Origin of the sequence: Psychrobacter sp. M9-54-1, from assembly GCF_016613355.1 — a bacterium.
GTDB classification, from domain to species: Bacteria; Pseudomonadota; Gammaproteobacteria; order Pseudomonadales; family Moraxellaceae; genus Psychrobacter; species Psychrobacter faecalis.
On record NZ_JADGFW010000016.1, the window covers coordinates 63,246 to 80,478 of the forward strand.

At 41.6% G+C, this 17,233-nt stretch carries 22 protein-coding genes; 16 read left to right on the forward strand and 6 right to left on the reverse strand.

Features of this window, described 5'->3' with window-relative positions; translation table 11 throughout:
* The first annotated feature begins 3 nt into the window (after positions 1-3).
* From IQ457_RS07245 to IQ457_RS07320, 16 genes are all read left to right on the forward strand, one after another.
* Positions 4-1,368 carry a phage major capsid protein gene (locus IQ457_RS07245; protein ID WP_200662642.1) on the forward strand — a complete coding sequence of 455 codons (1,365 nt, stop codon included), beginning with the start codon at positions 4-6 and terminating at the stop codon, positions 1,366-1,368.
* A 127-nt stretch (positions 1,369-1,495) separates the two neighbouring features.
* Entirely contained in the window at positions 1,496-1,693 is a 198-nt protein-coding gene (locus IQ457_RS07250) for a hypothetical protein (RefSeq protein WP_200662643.1), read from the forward strand.
* A 5-nt stretch (positions 1,694-1,698) separates the two neighbouring features.
* The gene (locus IQ457_RS07255) at positions 1,699-3,000 is read left to right on the forward strand and encodes a phage portal protein (protein WP_200662644.1); all 1,302 of its coding nucleotides are present in this window, start codon (positions 1,699-1,701) and stop codon (positions 2,998-3,000) included.
* Positions 2,978-3,271 (forward strand): head-tail connector protein, encoded by a 294-nt coding sequence (locus IQ457_RS07260; protein ID WP_369811262.1) that lies wholly within the window; start codon positions 2,978-2,980, stop codon positions 3,269-3,271. Before IQ457_RS07255 ends, IQ457_RS07260 begins: the two co-directional genes overlap by 23 nt.
* A 23-nt stretch (positions 3,272-3,294) precedes the next feature.
* On the forward strand, positions 3,295-3,510 hold the full coding sequence (locus IQ457_RS07265) for a hypothetical protein (RefSeq protein ID WP_192518822.1): 216 nt from the start codon (positions 3,295-3,297) through the stop codon (positions 3,508-3,510).
* Between the two features lie 33 nt (positions 3,511-3,543).
* Positions 3,544-3,786 carry a hypothetical protein gene (locus IQ457_RS07270; RefSeq protein ID WP_149491825.1) on the forward strand — a complete coding sequence of 81 codons (243 nt, stop codon included), beginning with the start codon at positions 3,544-3,546 and terminating at the stop codon, positions 3,784-3,786.
* 1 nt (position 3,787) lies between these two features.
* Positions 3,788-4,138 carry a phage head closure protein gene (locus tag IQ457_RS07275; RefSeq protein WP_192518824.1) on the forward strand — a complete coding sequence of 117 codons (351 nt, stop codon included), beginning with the start codon at positions 3,788-3,790 and terminating at the stop codon, positions 4,136-4,138.
* Between the two features lie 3 nt (positions 4,139-4,141).
* A complete protein-coding gene (locus tag IQ457_RS07280) occupies positions 4,142-4,645 on the forward strand; it encodes an HK97-gp10 family putative phage morphogenesis protein (protein WP_200662645.1) in 504 nt (167 codons plus the stop codon).
* Positions 4,642-5,004: a DUF3168 domain-containing protein gene (locus IQ457_RS07285; protein WP_200662646.1), complete on the forward strand. Its 363-nt coding sequence runs from the start codon at positions 4,642-4,644 to the stop codon at positions 5,002-5,004. The genes IQ457_RS07280 and IQ457_RS07285 overlap by 4 nt, the downstream gene beginning before the upstream one ends.
* Before the next feature lie 29 nt (positions 5,005-5,033).
* A complete protein-coding gene (locus tag IQ457_RS07290) occupies positions 5,034-5,534 on the forward strand; it encodes a phage tail tube protein (RefSeq protein WP_200662647.1) in 501 nt (166 codons plus the stop codon).
* A 72-nt stretch (positions 5,535-5,606) separates the two neighbouring features.
* Complete coding sequence (locus IQ457_RS07295) at positions 5,607-5,960, forward strand: phage tail assembly chaperone family protein, TAC (protein ID WP_200662648.1); 354 nt, start codon at positions 5,607-5,609, stop codon at positions 5,958-5,960.
* A 14-nt stretch (positions 5,961-5,974) separates the two neighbouring features.
* On the forward strand, positions 5,975-6,247 hold the full coding sequence (locus tag IQ457_RS07300; RefSeq protein WP_242465384.1) for a hypothetical protein: 273 nt from the start codon (positions 5,975-5,977) through the stop codon (positions 6,245-6,247).
* 317 nt (positions 6,248-6,564) lie between these two features.
* Positions 6,565-9,693 carry a hypothetical protein gene (locus tag IQ457_RS07305; RefSeq protein WP_200662649.1) on the forward strand — a complete coding sequence of 1,043 codons (3,129 nt, stop codon included), beginning with the start codon at positions 6,565-6,567 and terminating at the stop codon, positions 9,691-9,693.
* A gap of 40 nt (positions 9,694-9,733) precedes the next feature.
* Positions 9,734-10,030, forward strand: a complete 297-nt coding sequence (locus tag IQ457_RS07310) for a hypothetical protein (protein WP_200662650.1) — start codon at positions 9,734-9,736, stop codon at positions 10,028-10,030.
* 61 nt (positions 10,031-10,091) lie between these two features.
* Entirely contained in the window at positions 10,092-10,430 is a 339-nt protein-coding gene (locus IQ457_RS07315; protein ID WP_200662651.1) for a phage tail protein, read from the forward strand.
* Between the two features lie 1,144 nt (positions 10,431-11,574).
* Positions 11,575-11,754 (forward strand): hypothetical protein, encoded by a 180-nt coding sequence (locus tag IQ457_RS07320; protein WP_200662652.1) that lies wholly within the window; start codon positions 11,575-11,577, stop codon positions 11,752-11,754.
* Positions 11,755-11,822: 68 nt separating this feature from the next.
* On the opposite strand, the gene IQ457_RS07325 is transcribed toward IQ457_RS07320, so the two are convergent.
* The 6 genes from IQ457_RS07325 to IQ457_RS07350 form a co-directional block, all read right to left on the reverse strand.
* Positions 11,823-12,950 (reverse strand): helix-turn-helix domain-containing protein, encoded by a 1,128-nt coding sequence (locus IQ457_RS07325; RefSeq protein WP_200662653.1) that lies wholly within the window; start codon positions 12,948-12,950, stop codon positions 11,823-11,825.
* A gap of 28 nt (positions 12,951-12,978) precedes the next feature.
* On the reverse strand, positions 12,979-13,662 hold the full coding sequence (locus IQ457_RS07330; protein ID WP_200662654.1) for a hypothetical protein: 684 nt from the start codon (positions 13,660-13,662) through the stop codon (positions 12,979-12,981).
* Between the two features lie 426 nt (positions 13,663-14,088).
* Entirely contained in the window at positions 14,089-15,024 is a 936-nt protein-coding gene (locus IQ457_RS07335; RefSeq protein WP_200662655.1) for an SDH family Clp fold serine proteinase, read from the reverse strand.
* Between the two features lie 52 nt (positions 15,025-15,076).
* Positions 15,077-15,463, reverse strand: coding sequence for a hypothetical protein (locus IQ457_RS07340; RefSeq protein WP_200662656.1), 387 nt, complete (start codon positions 15,461-15,463; stop codon positions 15,077-15,079).
* Entirely contained in the window at positions 15,448-15,726 is a 279-nt protein-coding gene (locus tag IQ457_RS07345; RefSeq protein ID WP_200662657.1) for an excalibur calcium-binding domain-containing protein, read from the reverse strand. The genes IQ457_RS07340 and IQ457_RS07345 overlap by 16 nt, the downstream gene beginning before the upstream one ends.
* Positions 15,727-16,489: 763 nt before the next feature.
* The gene (locus IQ457_RS07350; protein ID WP_200662658.1) at positions 16,490-17,218 is read right to left on the reverse strand and encodes a hypothetical protein; all 729 of its coding nucleotides are present in this window, start codon (positions 17,216-17,218) and stop codon (positions 16,490-16,492) included.
* Positions 17,219-17,233: the final 15 nt, after the last annotated feature.

The window sequence follows — 17,233 nt, forward strand, 5'->3', positions numbered from 1 at the left end:
CCTATGTGGGAAAAACAACGCGCACAACTTCTTGCGACCATTAAGTCTAAAAAAGGCAAGGTCCAAAACATCATGAAAAAAGCGGCTGACGACGACCGTACCGCTGACGACGGTGAAGAAGATGAAATCGCTGTATTAGAAGCAGAAATTGCACGTCTTGAAACCAACTTAGTACGAGTTGAAGGTTTTATTGATGATGCGAAAAACGCACTCAATGACGCAACGCCAGCTGCTGGTGAAAACGAAGAAGAAGCTGCCGCAAGTGCAGAAGGCGAAGCAGACCCTGCCGAATCTGCCAAAGGCGTCAGCGCTGTGAAGCCAAACCATGCCAAAAAAGGCATTGGTTTTGCTCAGCTGACAAAAGCGAAAGCTTTAGCGGTGCTACAACAAAAGAATGGTAATTATGTTAGTCCACTCGCCATTGCCAAGTCACAAGGTATGGACCCGCGCGTCATTCAAGCGCTAGAAAAAGCAGCCGCCGTGCTCGATACCTCTAACTCAAGCGCCTTGATTGTAGAAAATCAGCTCGCCAATGAGTTTATCGAGATGCTACGCGCTGAGACCATTGTTGATAAATTATCATCACAGATGCGCGCCGCACCATTTAACGCAACCATCCCGGGTATGGCGACTGGCGGTATTGCCGCTTGGGTTGGTGAAGGCGAAGCAAAGCCCGCGACCAATCCGACATTCAATACAGTCGAAATCAAGCATCATAAATTGGCTGGTATTGTCGTGCGTACTGATGACTTACTCAAACTATCCACACCAGGCACTGACCAAATGCTACGTGACGATATGATTGAGGCGTGTGCTGCACTTATTGATAACACGTTTATTGATACCGGCGCGCAAACCACCAAGCGCCCTGCCGGTGTGCTCAACGGTGCTACCAAAATCGACCATACTGGTACCACTGTCAATAATTATAAAGCCGATCTTGCAGCTTTACGCGCGGCATTTATTAGTAATAGCTTATCATTAAAAGGCGCTTGTTATGTGATGAGCGAAACCCGTGCCAGTGACATAAGCGAGCTAACCGATGCGCTGGGTAATCCATACTATCGTGGTATGGACGCGCCCTTCGGTGAAAAAACACTCAAAGGCTTAAAAGTCATTGAGTCTGAGACCGCCGCTGATGTCATCGCTTTAATCAAACCGTCTGAGCTGTACTTGGCAGACGATGGTGCGGTTGAAATTGCATTTAGTGATCAAGCAACTATTAATATGGGCACTGACGCTGAGCAATTGCTAGTAAATTTATGGCAACAAAATATGACAGCCATTCGTGCTGAACGTCATATCACTTGGGCGAAACGCCGCGTAACTGCCGCTGCTTATATTGACTACACTAATGTAATTCCATAAAAGAAAAACCTGTTTAAATTAAGACCGACCAAAACCTCAACCATGTGTTGGGGTTTTTTATGAGTAGGTATTGGTAGTGCCCTTCCTTCGCTATCCGTATCTACTCCTAAAAAAATACGAGGTCATTATGAGAATTAAATATATTAAAGACGCGCCAAATGGTCCTGCAGGAATGCTAGATGAAGTCACTGAATTTGAAGGCAACGTCTTAGTATTGACTGGATTTGCTGTCGTCGATGACGGTATCAAAATTAAACCATCAATCGAGCCAAAGCCTAAAACCAAATCAAAGGCTAAAGCAACCACTAAAACTGATAGCGAGTAATAATTATGGGCATGCTTGATTGGTTCACCGGCAAAAAATCTGCAAGCACCGCCCAACCAGTTAATGGCGGTGATGTTTGGCATACCATACATGATCCGTTTACCGGCGCATGGCAACGCAACGAAGAGATTGAAGTCAGCAAGAACGACCAGATGCGCCATCATGCCGTGTTTGCTTGTGTGTCATTGATTACCCGTGACATTGGTAAGCTCAAAATCAAGACTAAAAGAAAGGTTGAGGGCGTCAGTCAGGTCTGTACCAGCTGTATTAACCCTTTGCTAGCTAAGCCTAACGACTTTCAAAACTGGCAGCAATTTGCCGAAGCGTGGGCAACCAGTAAAGCCACATCAGGCAACACATATGTGTGGAAAGTCCGCAACATCTATGGCGAAGTATGGAAATTACAGATACTTAATCCTGAACGCACCAAGCCGTTGGTCGACCCAAACGGCAATGTGTTTTATCAAGTCCGTAAGGATCGTTTGTTTGATTTAGATGAGGATGTTGTGCTTCCTGCGTCTGAGATTATTCATGACCGCTTTAACTGCTTCTATCATCCGTTGGTTGGCCTATCACCTATCGTTGCTTGTGCGTTGTCTGCCAGTCAAGGCATCAGCATTCAACGCAATGCCCAAGCATTTTTTGCGAACGCCTCACGACCATCCGGAATATTGGTTGCGCCGGGGGCAATTACTGAACAGACCAGCAAAGAGTTAAAAGAAAATTGGCAAAAGAACTATTCAGGCAAAGGTAGTGGCGGAACAGCGGTAATGGGCGACGGCATGAAGTACGAACCTATTTCAGTCGCCGCCAATGACGCACAATTGGTAGAGCAGTTGAAGATGTCAGGTGAAATTATCTGTACGGCGTTTAGCGTTCCCGCTTTTAAAGTTGGGCTTGCAGCATTACCCACTGGCAAGGTCAGCGACCATAACGACATCTACTATAGCGACTGCCTACAGCACTACATAGAATCTATTGAAACATTACTCAATCAGCACTTGGACTTAGAAGCCGGTGTCGAAGTTGAGTTTGATTTAAAAGCACTACTTCGCATGGATTCAAACAGTCAGATGTCGTTCCTTAAAGAAGGTATTGGTGCCGCCATACTATCGCCAAATGAAGCGCGCGCTGAGCTTGGCTATGCAGCTGTATCAGGAGGTGAAAGTCCAATGATTCAGCAGCAGAACTTTAGCCTTGCTGCTATCGCCAAGCGCGATAGTAGTGCTGATCCGTTCGCCAAAATACCTGCTCCAACAAATGAAGACCCGAAACAAGGAGAGGATGATGGTTTGGGTAACGCTTGAAGACGCAAAGCATCACCTTCGTTATGACGATGATAGTAATGACCCAATGCTGGTGGCTTATATTGCTGCTGCTGAGGCTGCTATCAATCGATATATCACAGATAAGGTCACGCCAGATACCACTCCTGATATTAAAGTCGCAGCCTTACTGCTAGTTGGTTACTACGACTACCACCGCAACATGGATAAAGATATGCCTAGCGATGGTAATTATTTGCCAGCGCCAGTCAGGACTTTACTTTGGCCGTATCGCAAACCAACTGCTATCTAAAAGATGTTTATAAGGAACTGATTATGTATGTACTTACTTTAAAACGCATGATGATTGGCAGAACCATTGTGCAAAAGGGCGAGACTGTTTCTGTCAGCCAAAATGAAGGTCATAAGTTATTAAAAAAAGGTGATGTGCTTGCCGTCAAAACTCTAGACCCTGCAGACGCAAAGCCTAAAACAACAAAACCAAAAGTCGTATCAATCAAAGACGATCCTAAAGATAACGTAGGGGATTGACAACAATGGCTTGTAAAGGATGCGAGGCCCGCCGTGAGTGGATTAAACAAAGAACCGAAGAAGCCAGAAAACGAGCAAAGCAACTTATTGCCAAGCTTAATAACGCTGGTGACCAAACTGGTCGAACAAAATAACGTACTGATTGAGCAGTCAGCCGAAAAAGAACGGGTGATATTGCGATTGCTTGATCAACACGATGAGATATTAAACGAGCTTGTCGAACAGCAAGACGACGATGAGCAGACAGGCTCTACCTTTTTAGATATGGACGGATGATATGGCAGTAAATGCTGGCGAGTTACGCCATAGAGTGATTATCCAAGAGTATATAAAAGGTGGTCGTGATGATGACGGTTATGAATTGCCATCGCAATGGACCGAATACATTAAGCTTTGGGCAAAGATTACACCGCTATCTACCAAAGACTTGTTAAGCGCTCAAGCTGCGGATTCAGAAGTAACCGCACGTATGAAAGTGCGTTATCGCACTGACATCGATACGACTATGCGTGTTATTTGGAAGGGGCGTATCTTCGCCATTGACTCACAAGGCTTGGATGATAACGACACGGGAGTGGAACATACTACTTTCAACCTAAGTGCTGGGGTCGAAGCATTCAAGGACTAGGCTATGGCAAACGAAATAACCGGACTCGATGAGGTTCAAGCAAAGCTACGTCAGCTTGGCAACCAACGTAAGGCTAAGAATGCTGCTACACGATCTTCACGTAAAGCAATGAACATCGTCAAAAAAGCGGCTGTGCTCAACGCCAAAGCACTCGATGACAAAGACAGCCCTGAAAGGATTTGGAAAAACATTATTACCAAGGCTGGCAAAACCAAAGGTGTTGATAATGTGATGATGAGGGTTGGTGTCAAAGGAGGCGCTAAACAGTATGGCACCAATGCAGACAATAGGCGGGCGGGCCGAGTAGGTCGCAGGTATCAAACCCAAGGAGATAAGAAAAACCCCGGCGGCGATACTTGGTACTGGCGATTGGTGGAATATGGAAGTGCAACCAACAACGCTACTCCTTTTATGCGACCGGCATTAAATAACAATATAGATGCAGTACAAGCTGAATTTGCCAGAGCTTATAAAGAAGAGCTTGATAAGGAGATTGCTAAGCTATGAGTTTTTTACCAATATACCGAACTCTTAAGGCAGATGCTTCCTTAGCGGCACTCATTGATGTTGAAAGTAAAGCGTTTGAAGATATTGCACCGTATGGCACACCGGCGCCTTATGTCGTATGGCAAACCATCAGCGGGCAGGCAAACAATCATTTGGATGAGCCTGCAAATTTTGACGACACGCAGTATCAGTTGATGGTCTACGCAACAGATGCAAAGACCGCTTATGAGTTACGCGATGCTTGTCGAGCTGCGCTCGAAAAAGAATCTTGGGTATCAAATCCATCTATCAGTCTATATGACAGCAAGGCAAAACTTTATGGTCGTGGATTCGATGCAAATTGGATCTTAGAGCGTTAAGAAAACACACTACTCACAGGAATAAAATTATGGCTAAGATTAAAAAAGGCGTACTCACGCAAGGCACGAGTGTTTGGATTAAGCACGGTGAAGCTAGTGCTGCGATATTAACTAAGATGGCTTGTATTACTGGCATTGTATTGGGTGATGATAGTCCAACCGATATCCCTGACACTTGCTTAGAGGAAGAGGATTCAGCAACGTCGACTTATGGACTAAATACACCGGGTGAAGGGTCTATCACGATTAATACCGATCCCGAAAACGCTACTCATATCACTTTACTGCAGCTTGCTGATGACCGTGAAGGTGTAGAAGTATTTGTCGGCTGGTCTGACGGCAAGGTCGTACCAACAATAGAAGCTTTGACTGGCGTAGTAACGCTGCCTGAAGGCCGTACTTGGACCTCGTTCACAGCCTTGCTGAAAAATAGCGCGCCTACCTTTGATCCGGATTCACTGGTTAAGCATACTGTTTCGATGAAGCGTCAGTCTCGAGCTATAACGGCATACAAGACCGCTACGCCATAAAAGCGCTGCATAACATCAATGAAAAATAAGCCCTCTTAATTGAGGGCTTTTATATTTTAAAGGACTCTAAAGATGGAAGTTTTGAATCTAACAGAAATTAAATCAGGTAGCCTCGTCTCACAAATACGTGATGAGACTGTAGTTTTTCGACACAATGGCAAAGAATGTAGTGTGAATATTCGTATCAAGCAACTGCCATTCGTTGAAACTGAGTCGCTATTCTTGCGCTGGGGCAATAAAGAAAACGTTGCATCTGAATGGATTAGTAAGGCTCTAGTCGACGATAAAGGCAAAACGATGTTCACCCAAACTCAGGTTGAGAATACCTTTGTACAGGCGCTAGCGAATGCAGTGTTTGAAATGATATGGAATGCTGACAATGTAAAAAAGCCGGAGGCGAAAGCCAAGAGCAAAGCGGCTTCATAGCAGGCGAAAGTGAGTTGTTATTTGAGCTTGCGTTGGCTGGCATCGGCGGCAATACGGTACATCAAGTGAAAAGCAACTTAACCATGCTTGAGGTTAGGCAGTGGGCTGAATATCGTTATAGACGAGGCAGCCTGAACATAGGCCGCAGACTTGAGCAGGCTGCAGCGCACGTTATGAGTTTTAGTTATAACACTAAAGCCAAAGCAGAAGAGCGAATTGACCCGCTTGAGCTGATGCCACATGAAGACGATATCATTGAGAGTTTTGAGGCGCAGATTGACGATTAGGGGTATGGTTTTCCGCACTCTGAGCATTCCCAGCCATCATGATTTACAAATAGGTTGGCGACTAGTAAGAATGCCACAACGAACAGCCATAGACCAACCGTTACGATAGATAGAATGATATGTAATATCCAATTAAACCGCTCAGCATTACGATGGTGAACGGTTTTTTTGCCTTGTTTCGAACAACGAAGCAGTCTCTGCTCTACAACTGTAGCCATAACTCAATCCTTTTTATTGATTATTTATTATAAGTAATTAAATAAGTTTATACCTGCTAAAAAGCAGGCTTTTTTTTGCCTAAAATAAGGAACGCTATTATGGCAACAAGCTCGCTTGGTACACTAACTCTAGATTTAGCGGTAAAGCTAAGTGAGTTTAGCGACGGTCTTACGCGCGCTGAACGCGAAGCAAGAGATAGCACAAGCAATATAAGCGACTCTGTTAGTGGTATGCGGGACAGTATTGCAGATGACATGAGTAAAATATCAGGCTCATTTGCCGGTATGGCGATAGGTGGGGCTATAGTTGCAGCAGGCGCATTGGCATCAATGGCTGTAGAGGCTGCCAAGGCTGACGTGCAAATGTCTATAATGGCAGGAACCGCTAACACTAGCCTAAAAAACTTTCAGGTGTTGACGCATGCGGCGCAAGGTTTAGGCGTAGAGCAAGATGCGTTAGCTAGTATCTTAGCAGACGTACAGGAGAAACTAGGAGAGTTTAGTGCCACTGGTGGTGGTGGTGCCGCTGATTTCTTTGAAGCTTTGCAAAATAACACTAAAATGACAGACGAAGAAATCACCAATCTTGGTAAGACATTGCAAGGTAAAGATGGAGTGGAGGCTATCCAAGTCATCAAGGATAAAATGGACGAGCTTGGAGCAACGTCACAAGAACAAAGATTTGTTTTTGAAAGCTTAGCTGGCGACCTAGGCAATCTGATGGGCTTGTTCTCTGATGGAGGTCAGATACTTGATGATTATGGCGTAAAACTAACTGATGCAGGCGTCATTAAAACAGAAGCCGCGATCGATCAATCGAAAATATTGGCCGCCGAAACAATGGCAATACAAACCAAGTTTGAAGGCTTAAAAACACAATTAGTAACCGATATGATCCCTGCATTAGGCACACTTGCCACATATTTTGCCGATGGTACGGAGAAGGGCGCAGATTTTAAGGACGAAGTTTCGGAGGTCGGTAAGGCTGTAAATGGCACTGCCGCATTGATTGTTGGTTTGGCAGCCGGCGTTGGTATATTTAGCTCAGTGATGCAGCAATTTAGCATTCAGGCTGGAAGTTTAGGTCAAACGGTAGAAGATTTTTATAATGCCGATGGATTAAAAGAGAAAGGCGCAGCTTTGGCCGCTGGCATGACTAGGCAGGCCGCGGCAGGTGTGGCTGGTTATATGACTATCACCAACCAATATAAAAGTGCAGTAGATACAATTAATACGCTAATGGATGGTCAGAAACTTAGACTTAGTGACCTAGGGCAAACTTATTACACTACGAATAATTTTCTTCAGAGCTACAACGAAGGTTTGGAGGTTAGCACTAAGCAAGCTGATGCCAATGCTAAAGCTGAGGAAGAGCGCGCTAAAGCGATCGACAAAACTGCAAAGGCACAATCTAGGCTAGTCGGTATTAGTGGCGATACGGGCATTGGCAGCGCCCATCTACACGTACAGTATCGAGATAAAAGCCGAGCCGTAAGTGCAGCAGATTTAGCTCGTTTCCAAGTCGGAGGAAAAAATATAACCGACTATAGAAAAACCAGTGGTTACGGGCCGAGAAATACAGGCATTAAAGGTGCGTCAACATACCATCGCGGTACTGATTATGCCGTACCTAAAAACACGGATATTACGACGAGTGTACCAGTTAAGAATGTCAAAACATGGCTTGATAAAAAAGGTGGCGGCTATGTATCGACTATTACTTTTGGCGATGGTGTGGTTATTGATCTGCTTCATCAGATGCCTGGCATCATGGGTATCGAAAAAGGCGAGACTACAGGTAACAATCAGATAGATGGCGCTATCAAGAAAGCCGATGCAATGTGGCAGAAGTCAGCAGATGACGCCGCACGGGCACAAGAAAAAGCGGCGGCAGACGCAATTAGAGCGCAAGAAGAAACTTTGCGCAAGCAAGCATCTGTCGCTGGCAAATGGGCTCATAAGAAAGAAAAAATAGAAATCGATTATCAAAACAACAAAGCTGAGGTTGAACAAGCTCACGCTAAAGGTTCCGCCGATTACATCAAGTATATGGCTCGCGTGGAAGAGAGATACATCAAAGACAAAAATGCAGGCGTGCTCTCACTGTCTGAGAAATACTTTAGTGAAGAGCAGCGTATTCATGCTGATCATAAAAAAGCTATGGAGGTAATTGAAAAGACCTACATCGAAGACGACAATCTTCGCCAATACTACGTTGACGCGCAAAACGCAGCCTATGAAAAAGATTTAGAAAACTTTCGATGGGCTGCTGGCGCAAAAGCCCGTGAGCAAGACAAGATGTATCAGTCCATTGCTAATAGCGCAAAAGCCAATGGAGCAAATGCTTTTGATAATGGTTTGGATAGCATGGCTCAGCGCACCATGAGCAATGATGATTATGCAGTTTGGCGAGTGGGGCAAGATTATCGAGAGAGTTCTAAATCAGTCAATGACCAATACACTAATCGGAAGTCTGAAATTAATGATACTGACGAACGTGGCGATTTTAAGCTACCAGCACTTGAACGGTTTGAGTTGTTAGAACTCGCTAAGCAAGAGCACCTGGATAATATGTGGGCGATGGAGCAAAACCACGCCTTAAAAGAAAAGTCCCTTAGTGAGCAACTGCAAAACGCTAAGCTTGAAAATTACAGCACAACATTAGGCGCCATGGGAGGATTGCTTGGCGCGTTTGCTGGCGAGAACAACCGAGTCAGTCAGATGATGTTTGCGGCTCAAAAAGGTTATGCGCTCGCCCAAATATTTATGAATAACAAAGTGGCACTGTCAGAAGCTTGGGCGTCGGCACCATTCCCATACAACGTGCCAGCTGTAACCATGGCTGCGCTTGAAACAGGTGCGCTAGCTGCGGCCGCTCAAGCTATAACGCCAATGTTCAGCGGTATTGCCCATGGTGGTCTTGATTATGTTCCAAAAGAGCAAACGTACCTGCTCGATAAGGGTGAGCGCGTACTGTCACCCAATCAGAATAAAGACTTTACCAATTTCATGCAGGGCAATAAGGGTGGTAATAGCTATAGCGGTGATGGTGTGGGCGAAGTTAACATTGTTGTAACTGTAGATGCCAAAGGTAATGGTTCTATGACCGGTGATACTGCTAATGCCTTTGCTAGAACGATGGCGAAGCAAGTAGAGCAAACGGCTCGGAATGTGGTTAGAAAAGAGTTAATGCAAGGTGGTATGATAGACAATCGTCTTAGAAGATAAGCTTGCTATTGGAGCAGCTTTACATAAAAAGGAGATGGTTGTGAGCGATATTGAAAGCATAGTGGAAGGTTTTGGAGAAGGCATTAAGCCTTTGTTAGAAAATCTGGTTAGCCTAGATTATGCAAATACCTTTTTGGTCTCGGTGCTGGTAAAACACTTGATTGATGAAGGTGTTATTAATCTTGATAAATACTTGGAGAGCAACAAACACTACGAAGAATTGCTTAAAGAAGGGTTTTTAAAGCAGGGCCCTGAAAGTGAATCAGCGCAACAAAATGTGATGATGCTTGAAAAAACCTTTGCTGGCCACAGAAATGATCTTGCCAAACCCGAGTGAGAGCTTTTATTATTAATTGAAAAAACCACCCTAATCGGTGGTTTTTTAATGGATGAAATATATGACACTCAGAACGTTTACATGGTGCATCAATGCAGGTGCAACGCAAAATACCGAGATTAAAACCCATACCACGCGCTTTGGCGATGGTTACGAGCAAGTTTCTAGCTTTGGTATCAATAATGCCCGTAAGTCATGGCAATGCTCAAAAACAGCATTGTCGCCCGAGATTAATGAAATACATGATTTTTTGTTAGAACATAATGGCGTCACTCCGTTTATTATGACTATCGATGGTGAAACCAAAACATATCGTACTGAAGGTGATATCAGTAAGACCCACATTAGTGGTAAAGTTTGGCAAGTATCATTCAATATCCGACAGGTTTTTGTTCCTTAGTTCCGCAAGAGATCCTACCTACACCATAAAAGCCCACCTAAAATAGGTGGGTGTTTTTTTGTGCCTAAAATTTGATAGATAAGCCCAAACTTGGGCACATCTAATAGCGCATATTTAGGGTGTTAAAAATGAATGTGCTGAGCAGTTATAAGACCACTGCTCAAAGTTGAGCAGTGGTAATGCGTTACGAGGTAACACTGATAAGACCTTCAACACCTTTATGATCAAGGTTCCGCATTTGAAGTGCGGAATACATGGGTCCATCCTCAGTTTGAGGTTAGATAAACGACATCCTCAAACTGGGGAAGCTGGTTTATAGGGTTTTCTAAAAAATAGTACATACTTAGGGCGTACCATCTGGTACACCCAACCCAAACCTATAGCACCAAAAATCCTCATTAGGGGACGTACAAAAGACGCTGACGAGATGCATCCAAATTTGGATGTATCTATTTGCTAGGCTCACCTGCATGGAGAAAATCACCATACAGATGGCTTTTATTAGATGCCCCCAATTTTGGGGTTATCTGTTTAGATATGCCCAAACTTGGACGCATCTATTTAAATGTCCTCAAACTTGAGGGTATCTTTATATAGACGTTTCCGTCATTGGCGGTAGCGTTATTCAACTTCCGCCAATGACGGAAGTTAAGGGTATGCTAAAAAATAGAATACCCTTGCTGGCATGAATATCTATCCTCAACTTGAGGTTGGACAATCTAGGAGTGTCATAATTATAACGATACGCTATACATGTGTTTTATACATCCCCCATTGGGGGTTGTACTAATAAACAAGGGTCTCCTAAAAAATAGGGGGCCTTTGCTAGCAATATTATTCAGTCGCCACTGGTGATTAATAATCTAGGGGGTGTCGTCATAATTACGACACCCCTTTTTTTAACTTCCACACTGTGTGGGAGTTAAGAGGCCTGCCCAAAGTTGGGCAGGGGTGGATGGCTAGTTGATCCACTGCCCAGCTTTGGGCAGTGTAGGATTTATAGGGGTCGTCATGATGACGAGCCCTATTCTTGCCAGCAACTTAGCTAGGAAATCTGCTGAACATAAGTCAAATTGTTGTTGATTGCGGTTATTTGCAGTGCTATGGTCGAATTTACTTTATCCGACTATTAAGGTAGTAGCCTATGAAAATGTGGTCAGCACTTCTTATTTCTATGTTTATGATGGCGCCAATGATGGAGGCGAATGCTCGCAACTATCCTTGCTCTAAGAGCATGGGCGGTGTATCGCATTGCAAAGATGGTAAGTTCGTTTGTAAGAATGGCAAGATTAGCCAGTCTAAGAAAGTTTGTAGTGGTTATTAGGTTCTGGTATGTTGCAGGCAATAAAAAAACCCGCTTGATGGCGGGTTTTTTATCGTGTTTAGTTCTATCTATAATATGCGTAAGCGCGGTTTATCTACTACCTTTTCATTATTAAAAAATCCTTTTGGTAAGGAACAAAGCTTCTCTAGCTCTGTTTCACTATAAAAGGTTCTTTCAACAAGATCTTCTTTATCAAATCCTCCTTCATTAAGAAGTAACTCGATAGTATTCTTCATTAATTTGGGGTATTCCACTGGGGTTGTATCGTCATAAGGTTCGCTCTTTCTCCACTTACGGTAACTATAGTTTTTAAACAATCTCACTTTATAATCATCTGAAATGATACCTAAATTATGATACTGCATAATTAATGCTGCAACTGACATACCCCAGCGCTTTTTCTCAAGCAATAGATTGTCTAATGTTATGCTTCTAAAAGATAATGAGAGAGCACGTCTTGGGGCTAGGAAGTGCGTAGCAAATAAATGTGCTTGTCTCTCAACTTCTTTATAGCGATTGGTGGTTTTTAAACAGTCATCTTTAGTAAGATTCTTGTGTAGTATGATATGACCTAGCTCATGAGCGATATCAAATCGACCACGAAAAAAATTACTCTTATCTTCTGCTACCCAGATGAATGGACGATCAATCCATGTTGAAACACCATCCATACCATCATGGTCAATGCGCTCTTTAGCAACAATAATGCCATTAGATTCGATAGTTGCAATTAAATTCTTAATAGGCCTATCTCCGAGCTTCCATAATAGGCGCAATTTATTTGCATACTGTTCAATATCATCATCACTTAAAGCCAGTGCCTGATTTCTAGTAGGTGATGGAATAACATTAACTTCTGGATAATCAACCCATTCTTCAAGTGAAAAGCTAATTTCTTTAAGCCAGTTCAGCCGTGTTTCTACAATCCCTCTCAGAGTTTTAGTGGCAGTGGCATTAGAACGAAATTGATATACTTTATCTTCTGTCTGTAAGGTTTTTAATGCAAACCACTTTACTGGTAAACGTAGTACCTCTGATATTTTAATAATTGTTTCTGCATCAGGACTGCTACTTCCAATCTCCCATTTACATATAGTGCTTTTAGATTTATCAATAATTTCACCTAATCCTTCTTGAGTCAAACCTCGTGCCTTTCTTGCCTCAATTAAGCGATCTGGATTAAATTGCTTTACCATATTTGCCCCCGTTTTACTGCTTGTTGCATTACGCGTTCTTGACTATCTTGTCGAGCTCAAGTAGCGATTTTTTAAGTTTTGATGTTGGATTAACCTCTGCATCTTTAGTATCAGATACTGTTTCGATATCACTTATAACGTCTTCCAGAGATACCGTTAAGTGAATGTCTTTCAAGTCACTACTAGGAACAACGAATTTGATATACACCTTATCTAAAAAACAGATATCTACAATTACTAGAATTTTATTCGTTATATAATTACTATAGTTATCCGTAGTCGCTGTGGTAGTAGGTGTGAATAAATCATTTTGCTTGAAATTCAAATTTTCATTTTGATTCTGCTTAGCAAGCTCCCGCATGTATTTTGCTTTATTCCATTCTTGACGGGTTACTGAACGTCTTGGGAGTAGGGCAATGCCTTCTAACTCAATTAAAGGAAAAAATGCACCTTTAGCTTCAGTCTCCACTAGATTGTACTTAATATTAGTGTTGTCGAATACATCGCAAGTAGCTTGCTGGATAGCAAAGTGTTCATTCTGACCTGCTGCAGGCCCTTTGATGTTAGGGTGAGATAGCTCTTGGAGCACATAGCGACTTACGGCATCGAGCTTTGCATATAAAGTATCGTGATAATCTAATATCATCTCTATAGGCATCTCATGATGAATGGATTTTATAAGTTGTTTTTTGACACGCTCTAAATCAATCATAAGACAAATTCCAGTAAAGTTTCATTTATCGGAATAATAACTAAAAAAGTTTCTTATAGCAATAGGCAGTGTTAAAGCTTCTATTCTAAAAATATTTAATATTTTAATTTTCAATGACTTAAGAGGTTGTAGTATTAATTCATTATGGTAAAGAAGTAATTACCACAAACACATGAGCGACTATTTGCATATTTACATATTCGGAAATTCACATTAAAAAGTTTCTTTTATAAAGACTGATGTTTAGTAGAGTTGTAATAACTATGAGTGATAGACAATAGAAAACCCACCGTGAGGTGGGTTTTTATAGATTGGAGTAACTTAAAAATATTTTGAACTTATAAGCCGCGCATATAATGGTGATTTTTAACATTTCGTTCTAATGAGTTATTTTTACTAAACTCAATTAGATCTATGGCTATCTTGCTACTTTGGCGGCTTGCTGCTTGAAGAGCTCTTTTTAGGTCGTTGGGTGTCTGATAGGGAGTTATCACTTCCTTCGGAAGCTGGCTCAAGATCACTGTTGTTGTATGGTTCATTGTCACTCTCCTGGTAAAATTTATTATTAATAATTTCACAATGTGGCATGGGAGAATCTATATAGTATCTAATCATACCATCTATTTTCTTAAGCCATGCAATTTCATCAGTGTCTGGTTGTCTTACATTTTTAAATATTGTTGTTGCTTCTTTTCTATCAATTACAAAAGCATGTGAGGGATAACCTGAAATGAGTGTGATCACTCCGAATTCTTGTAAGTTGTCAAATTTAACCTTCAGTAGGTTGCCGTATTTAAAAGCAATTTCTGTAGCTCGTTGTATTTCGCCAAGCCTTAAAGGGTCAATCTGTGAAAATATAGGCGCAAAGGCACCAACAGCAATCTGAGAAGCAGCTTCGCTAGCAAGCTTTGTTGATAAACGGCTTTTAAGTTTAAGGTTGACTGTAATCGTATTAAACATCTCATATGCTTGGGATGTGAGTACATTAAAACCCTGTGTGATATCCATGCCTGATGAACGTTCGAACATTTCGTCCGATTTTACCAACTGGACATCCAATGGTCCTAGCTCGCCACGATCAGATAATACCAGTTCACTTGCACCAATTGCAATCAAAGTTCCAGCAGATTTACAATAGTGTGGCACGAACAAAGTTATTCCTTCTGTAAAATAATGTTGTAAACAGCGAGCAATCCTAAACCCTGCATCAGGATCCCCTCCATACGTAGATAAAATCAAATTTACCTTCTTAGGGTAGGGCTCTACTAATGTTTCACATACTTGAGACATTAGTTCATAGCCATATCTATCAATCGGTCCTGCATAAATAATATTTAAAGAATCTGTATTATGTAAAGACATATTAGCCTCTTAAGTTATTTTCAATTAAAAATTTGAACTGCCTTTGAATTTCTTAATACATCTCATCACACAAGCTCAACCCAACCTCTACAGCCTCACTCAAGTCAGCACCTTCCTTAATACTATAAGGCACATTAGGCTTCATACCATCGCGCTTTAGAGCTTTAGCTGCGGCTTTATTAAGCGGCGTACCGATAGATGAGTCTTTACTGTAGCCTGCAGGTTCAAAATACACTTCAATGCCAAAATCAGGGTAATAGACACACGATATTTCGCCTGACGTGGTGAAAGGGTAAGGCGTCTTATGATCAATACTCCAAAACACTTCATGTACCACAGTATTACCAGAAACAAACTTACTAGCGTAACTCCTATCTTGGGAAGGAGTGCAGGCAGTTACGGAGAACAGTGCAACGGCGCTAACTAACCACCTGGACATATTGATTCACATGGTACACCGTCCTTGTCACGGTCCAGTTTAGTATTGCCACACTTAAGCGCTTGCTTGGCTTGCTCGCAGCTCACCATCTGACCACAAGTTCGGGGCAGGTTCTTACATTGGGAACCGCCTTTCCCTTTGGCAAATAGCGGATGATCAACTTCGACAGACTCTTTTAAGGCGGTATTGCTTTGAAAAGGATTATCAATCGTTTTAACTTCAGCATTGGCTGATAAGGCAAAGAAAAATAGTGAAATAGCCATGAATTTATAGTTATCCATATAAATTGCCTTATGAACTTATAATATTTTACCCAACTTTAACTGATTAGTGAGATTTGAGCAATATCAATACACACCTATAAGCTACGACAAGCTATTAGATGCGTTTTAATGCGCTTGGTTAAGTAACCATAAGTTTCTAAGCGAGTAGAGGTAACACAATCAATTACAAAATAATTTTTAGTTAATATGGTAAACATTGAATAGCAGCAAAATCAAAAACGATTGTTGGTATTATGGTTGGTATCGTCTATTTTTAAATAATTTATATCTATATTTATCAATGACTTGTGTATGTGGTTTGGTTTCCGCCATCTCCACCAAATACTAAAAATCCGATCACTTAATGTGGTCGGTTTTTTTTGGTTTTAAATGTGTTTTATATTAAGTATTTATGAGGTCTAAAAAAGAGTTTTGGCTAATCGGAGCAAACTATTAGTCATGAATAGGATTTATGAAAAGTAGTAGGGATCTAAGCAGCGGAGTCAATCTATTATGGAAATGATACTGCGGACACTTGGGTGGTGATGGTATTCTGCAAGCCGCCATTAATCACCTGAGAGACATAGTTTGGCATCGCTTAGATGGTTTGGTTTCCGGTTCGCGCTTGGGTGATACCGATATAGGTGCTGCTGACAAAGACCGGTTTACTTGGATAAGGGGCGTAAGGGATGATGTCCTTTAAGATAAAGCTAGTCGTATTATATGTCTTTGATAGCTATATGCGAGTAAGCACTTCTGTTACTTATTTAATATTATGAAAATATATGTTTTCGCTATTCGAACATTCATAATAGAAGTGAAAACCAGCAGCCATATCTTGCTCAACTAACTCATCAACTTCTTTTTTATAATTCTGTATGTAGCTATTGCAATCAATTTTATAACCGTTTTCTGTATACAAAAATCTGATAGTTTCATGAGTAGGTATTTTGCTACCTTCTAATAAACTACCTATTTCTAGCAAACCAGACTGGTTTGCTAAATTATCAAGTTTAGTGTTTAGATTGACATCGTCGTATCTGCCCATATAGTCTGAACCCATAACCTGTTCAATAGACTCTATTTCAAAAGATAAATCTGCTTCGTCGATTTTTTTCATTTCTGACCAAGAGCCAATTGCTCTTAAATCTTCATCTAGGAATTGTAAACTATAAAGGAAATAAGAATCATCTTTAACAAATAAGTAGTACGTAGCCTCATTTAAGCCCTGATTTCGAGACAAAAAATATTTCCCATCAATTTTTTCAGGACTGAAGGTTTTGCAAGATTTGTTTTCATTACATTTTTTACTAGAAAAGTAGATGCCTGTTTCAATACTGTTATTCGTATCCGAGTATGGCTGAATGGTATTCGACTCTAATTTTGAGTTTATGTCATTGCTATTATGTGAATCAATCACGGGAAGCTGAATAGTAGTATCGCCACAAGCTTGTAGAGTTAACATAATAAATAAAAGTATTGTTTTCTTCATAAAATATAGCTTCTT

Excerpts from the sequence above, each read along its gene's own strand:
- IQ457_RS07245 (WP_200662642.1), top strand. The coding sequence starts at position 4 with ATGTGGGAAAAACAACGCGCACAACTTCTTGCGACCATTAAGTCTAAA.
- IQ457_RS07250 (WP_200662643.1), top strand. The coding sequence starts at position 1,496 with ATGAGAATTAAATATATTAAAGACGCGCCAAATGGTCCTGCAGGAATG.
- IQ457_RS07255 (WP_200662644.1), top strand. The coding sequence starts at position 1,699 with ATGGGCATGCTTGATTGGTTCACCGGCAAAAAATCTGCAAGCACCGCC.
- IQ457_RS07260 (WP_369811262.1), top strand. The coding sequence starts at position 2,978 with ATGATGGTTTGGGTAACGCTTGAAGACGCAAAGCATCACCTTCGTTAT.
- IQ457_RS07265 (WP_192518822.1), top strand. The coding sequence starts at position 3,295 with ATGTATGTACTTACTTTAAAACGCATGATGATTGGCAGAACCATTGTG.
- IQ457_RS07275 (WP_192518824.1), top strand. The coding sequence starts at position 3,788 with ATGGCAGTAAATGCTGGCGAGTTACGCCATAGAGTGATTATCCAAGAG.
- IQ457_RS07280 (WP_200662645.1), top strand. The coding sequence starts at position 4,142 with ATGGCAAACGAAATAACCGGACTCGATGAGGTTCAAGCAAAGCTACGT.
- IQ457_RS07285 (WP_200662646.1), top strand. The coding sequence starts at position 4,642 with ATGAGTTTTTTACCAATATACCGAACTCTTAAGGCAGATGCTTCCTTA.
- IQ457_RS07290 (WP_200662647.1), top strand. The coding sequence starts at position 5,034 with ATGGCTAAGATTAAAAAAGGCGTACTCACGCAAGGCACGAGTGTTTGG.
- IQ457_RS07295 (WP_200662648.1), top strand. The coding sequence starts at position 5,607 with ATGGAAGTTTTGAATCTAACAGAAATTAAATCAGGTAGCCTCGTCTCA.
- IQ457_RS07305 (WP_200662649.1), top strand. The coding sequence starts at position 6,565 with ATGGCAACAAGCTCGCTTGGTACACTAACTCTAGATTTAGCGGTAAAG.
- IQ457_RS07315 (WP_200662651.1), top strand. The coding sequence starts at position 10,092 with ATGACACTCAGAACGTTTACATGGTGCATCAATGCAGGTGCAACGCAA.
- IQ457_RS07320 (WP_200662652.1), top strand. The coding sequence starts at position 11,575 with ATGAAAATGTGGTCAGCACTTCTTATTTCTATGTTTATGATGGCGCCA.
- IQ457_RS07325 (WP_200662653.1), bottom strand. The coding sequence starts at position 12,950 with ATGGTAAAGCAATTTAATCCAGATCGCTTAATTGAGGCAAGAAAGGCA.
- IQ457_RS07330 (WP_200662654.1), bottom strand. The coding sequence starts at position 13,662 with ATGATTGATTTAGAGCGTGTCAAAAAACAACTTATAAAATCCATTCAT.
- IQ457_RS07335 (WP_200662655.1), bottom strand. The coding sequence starts at position 15,024 with ATGTCTTTACATAATACAGATTCTTTAAATATTATTTATGCAGGACCG.
- IQ457_RS07340 (WP_200662656.1), bottom strand. The coding sequence starts at position 15,463 with ATGTCCAGGTGGTTAGTTAGCGCCGTTGCACTGTTCTCCGTAACTGCC.
- IQ457_RS07345 (WP_200662657.1), bottom strand. The coding sequence starts at position 15,726 with ATGGCTATTTCACTATTTTTCTTTGCCTTATCAGCCAATGCTGAAGTT.
- IQ457_RS07350 (WP_200662658.1), bottom strand. The coding sequence starts at position 17,218 with ATGAAGAAAACAATACTTTTATTTATTATGTTAACTCTACAAGCTTGT.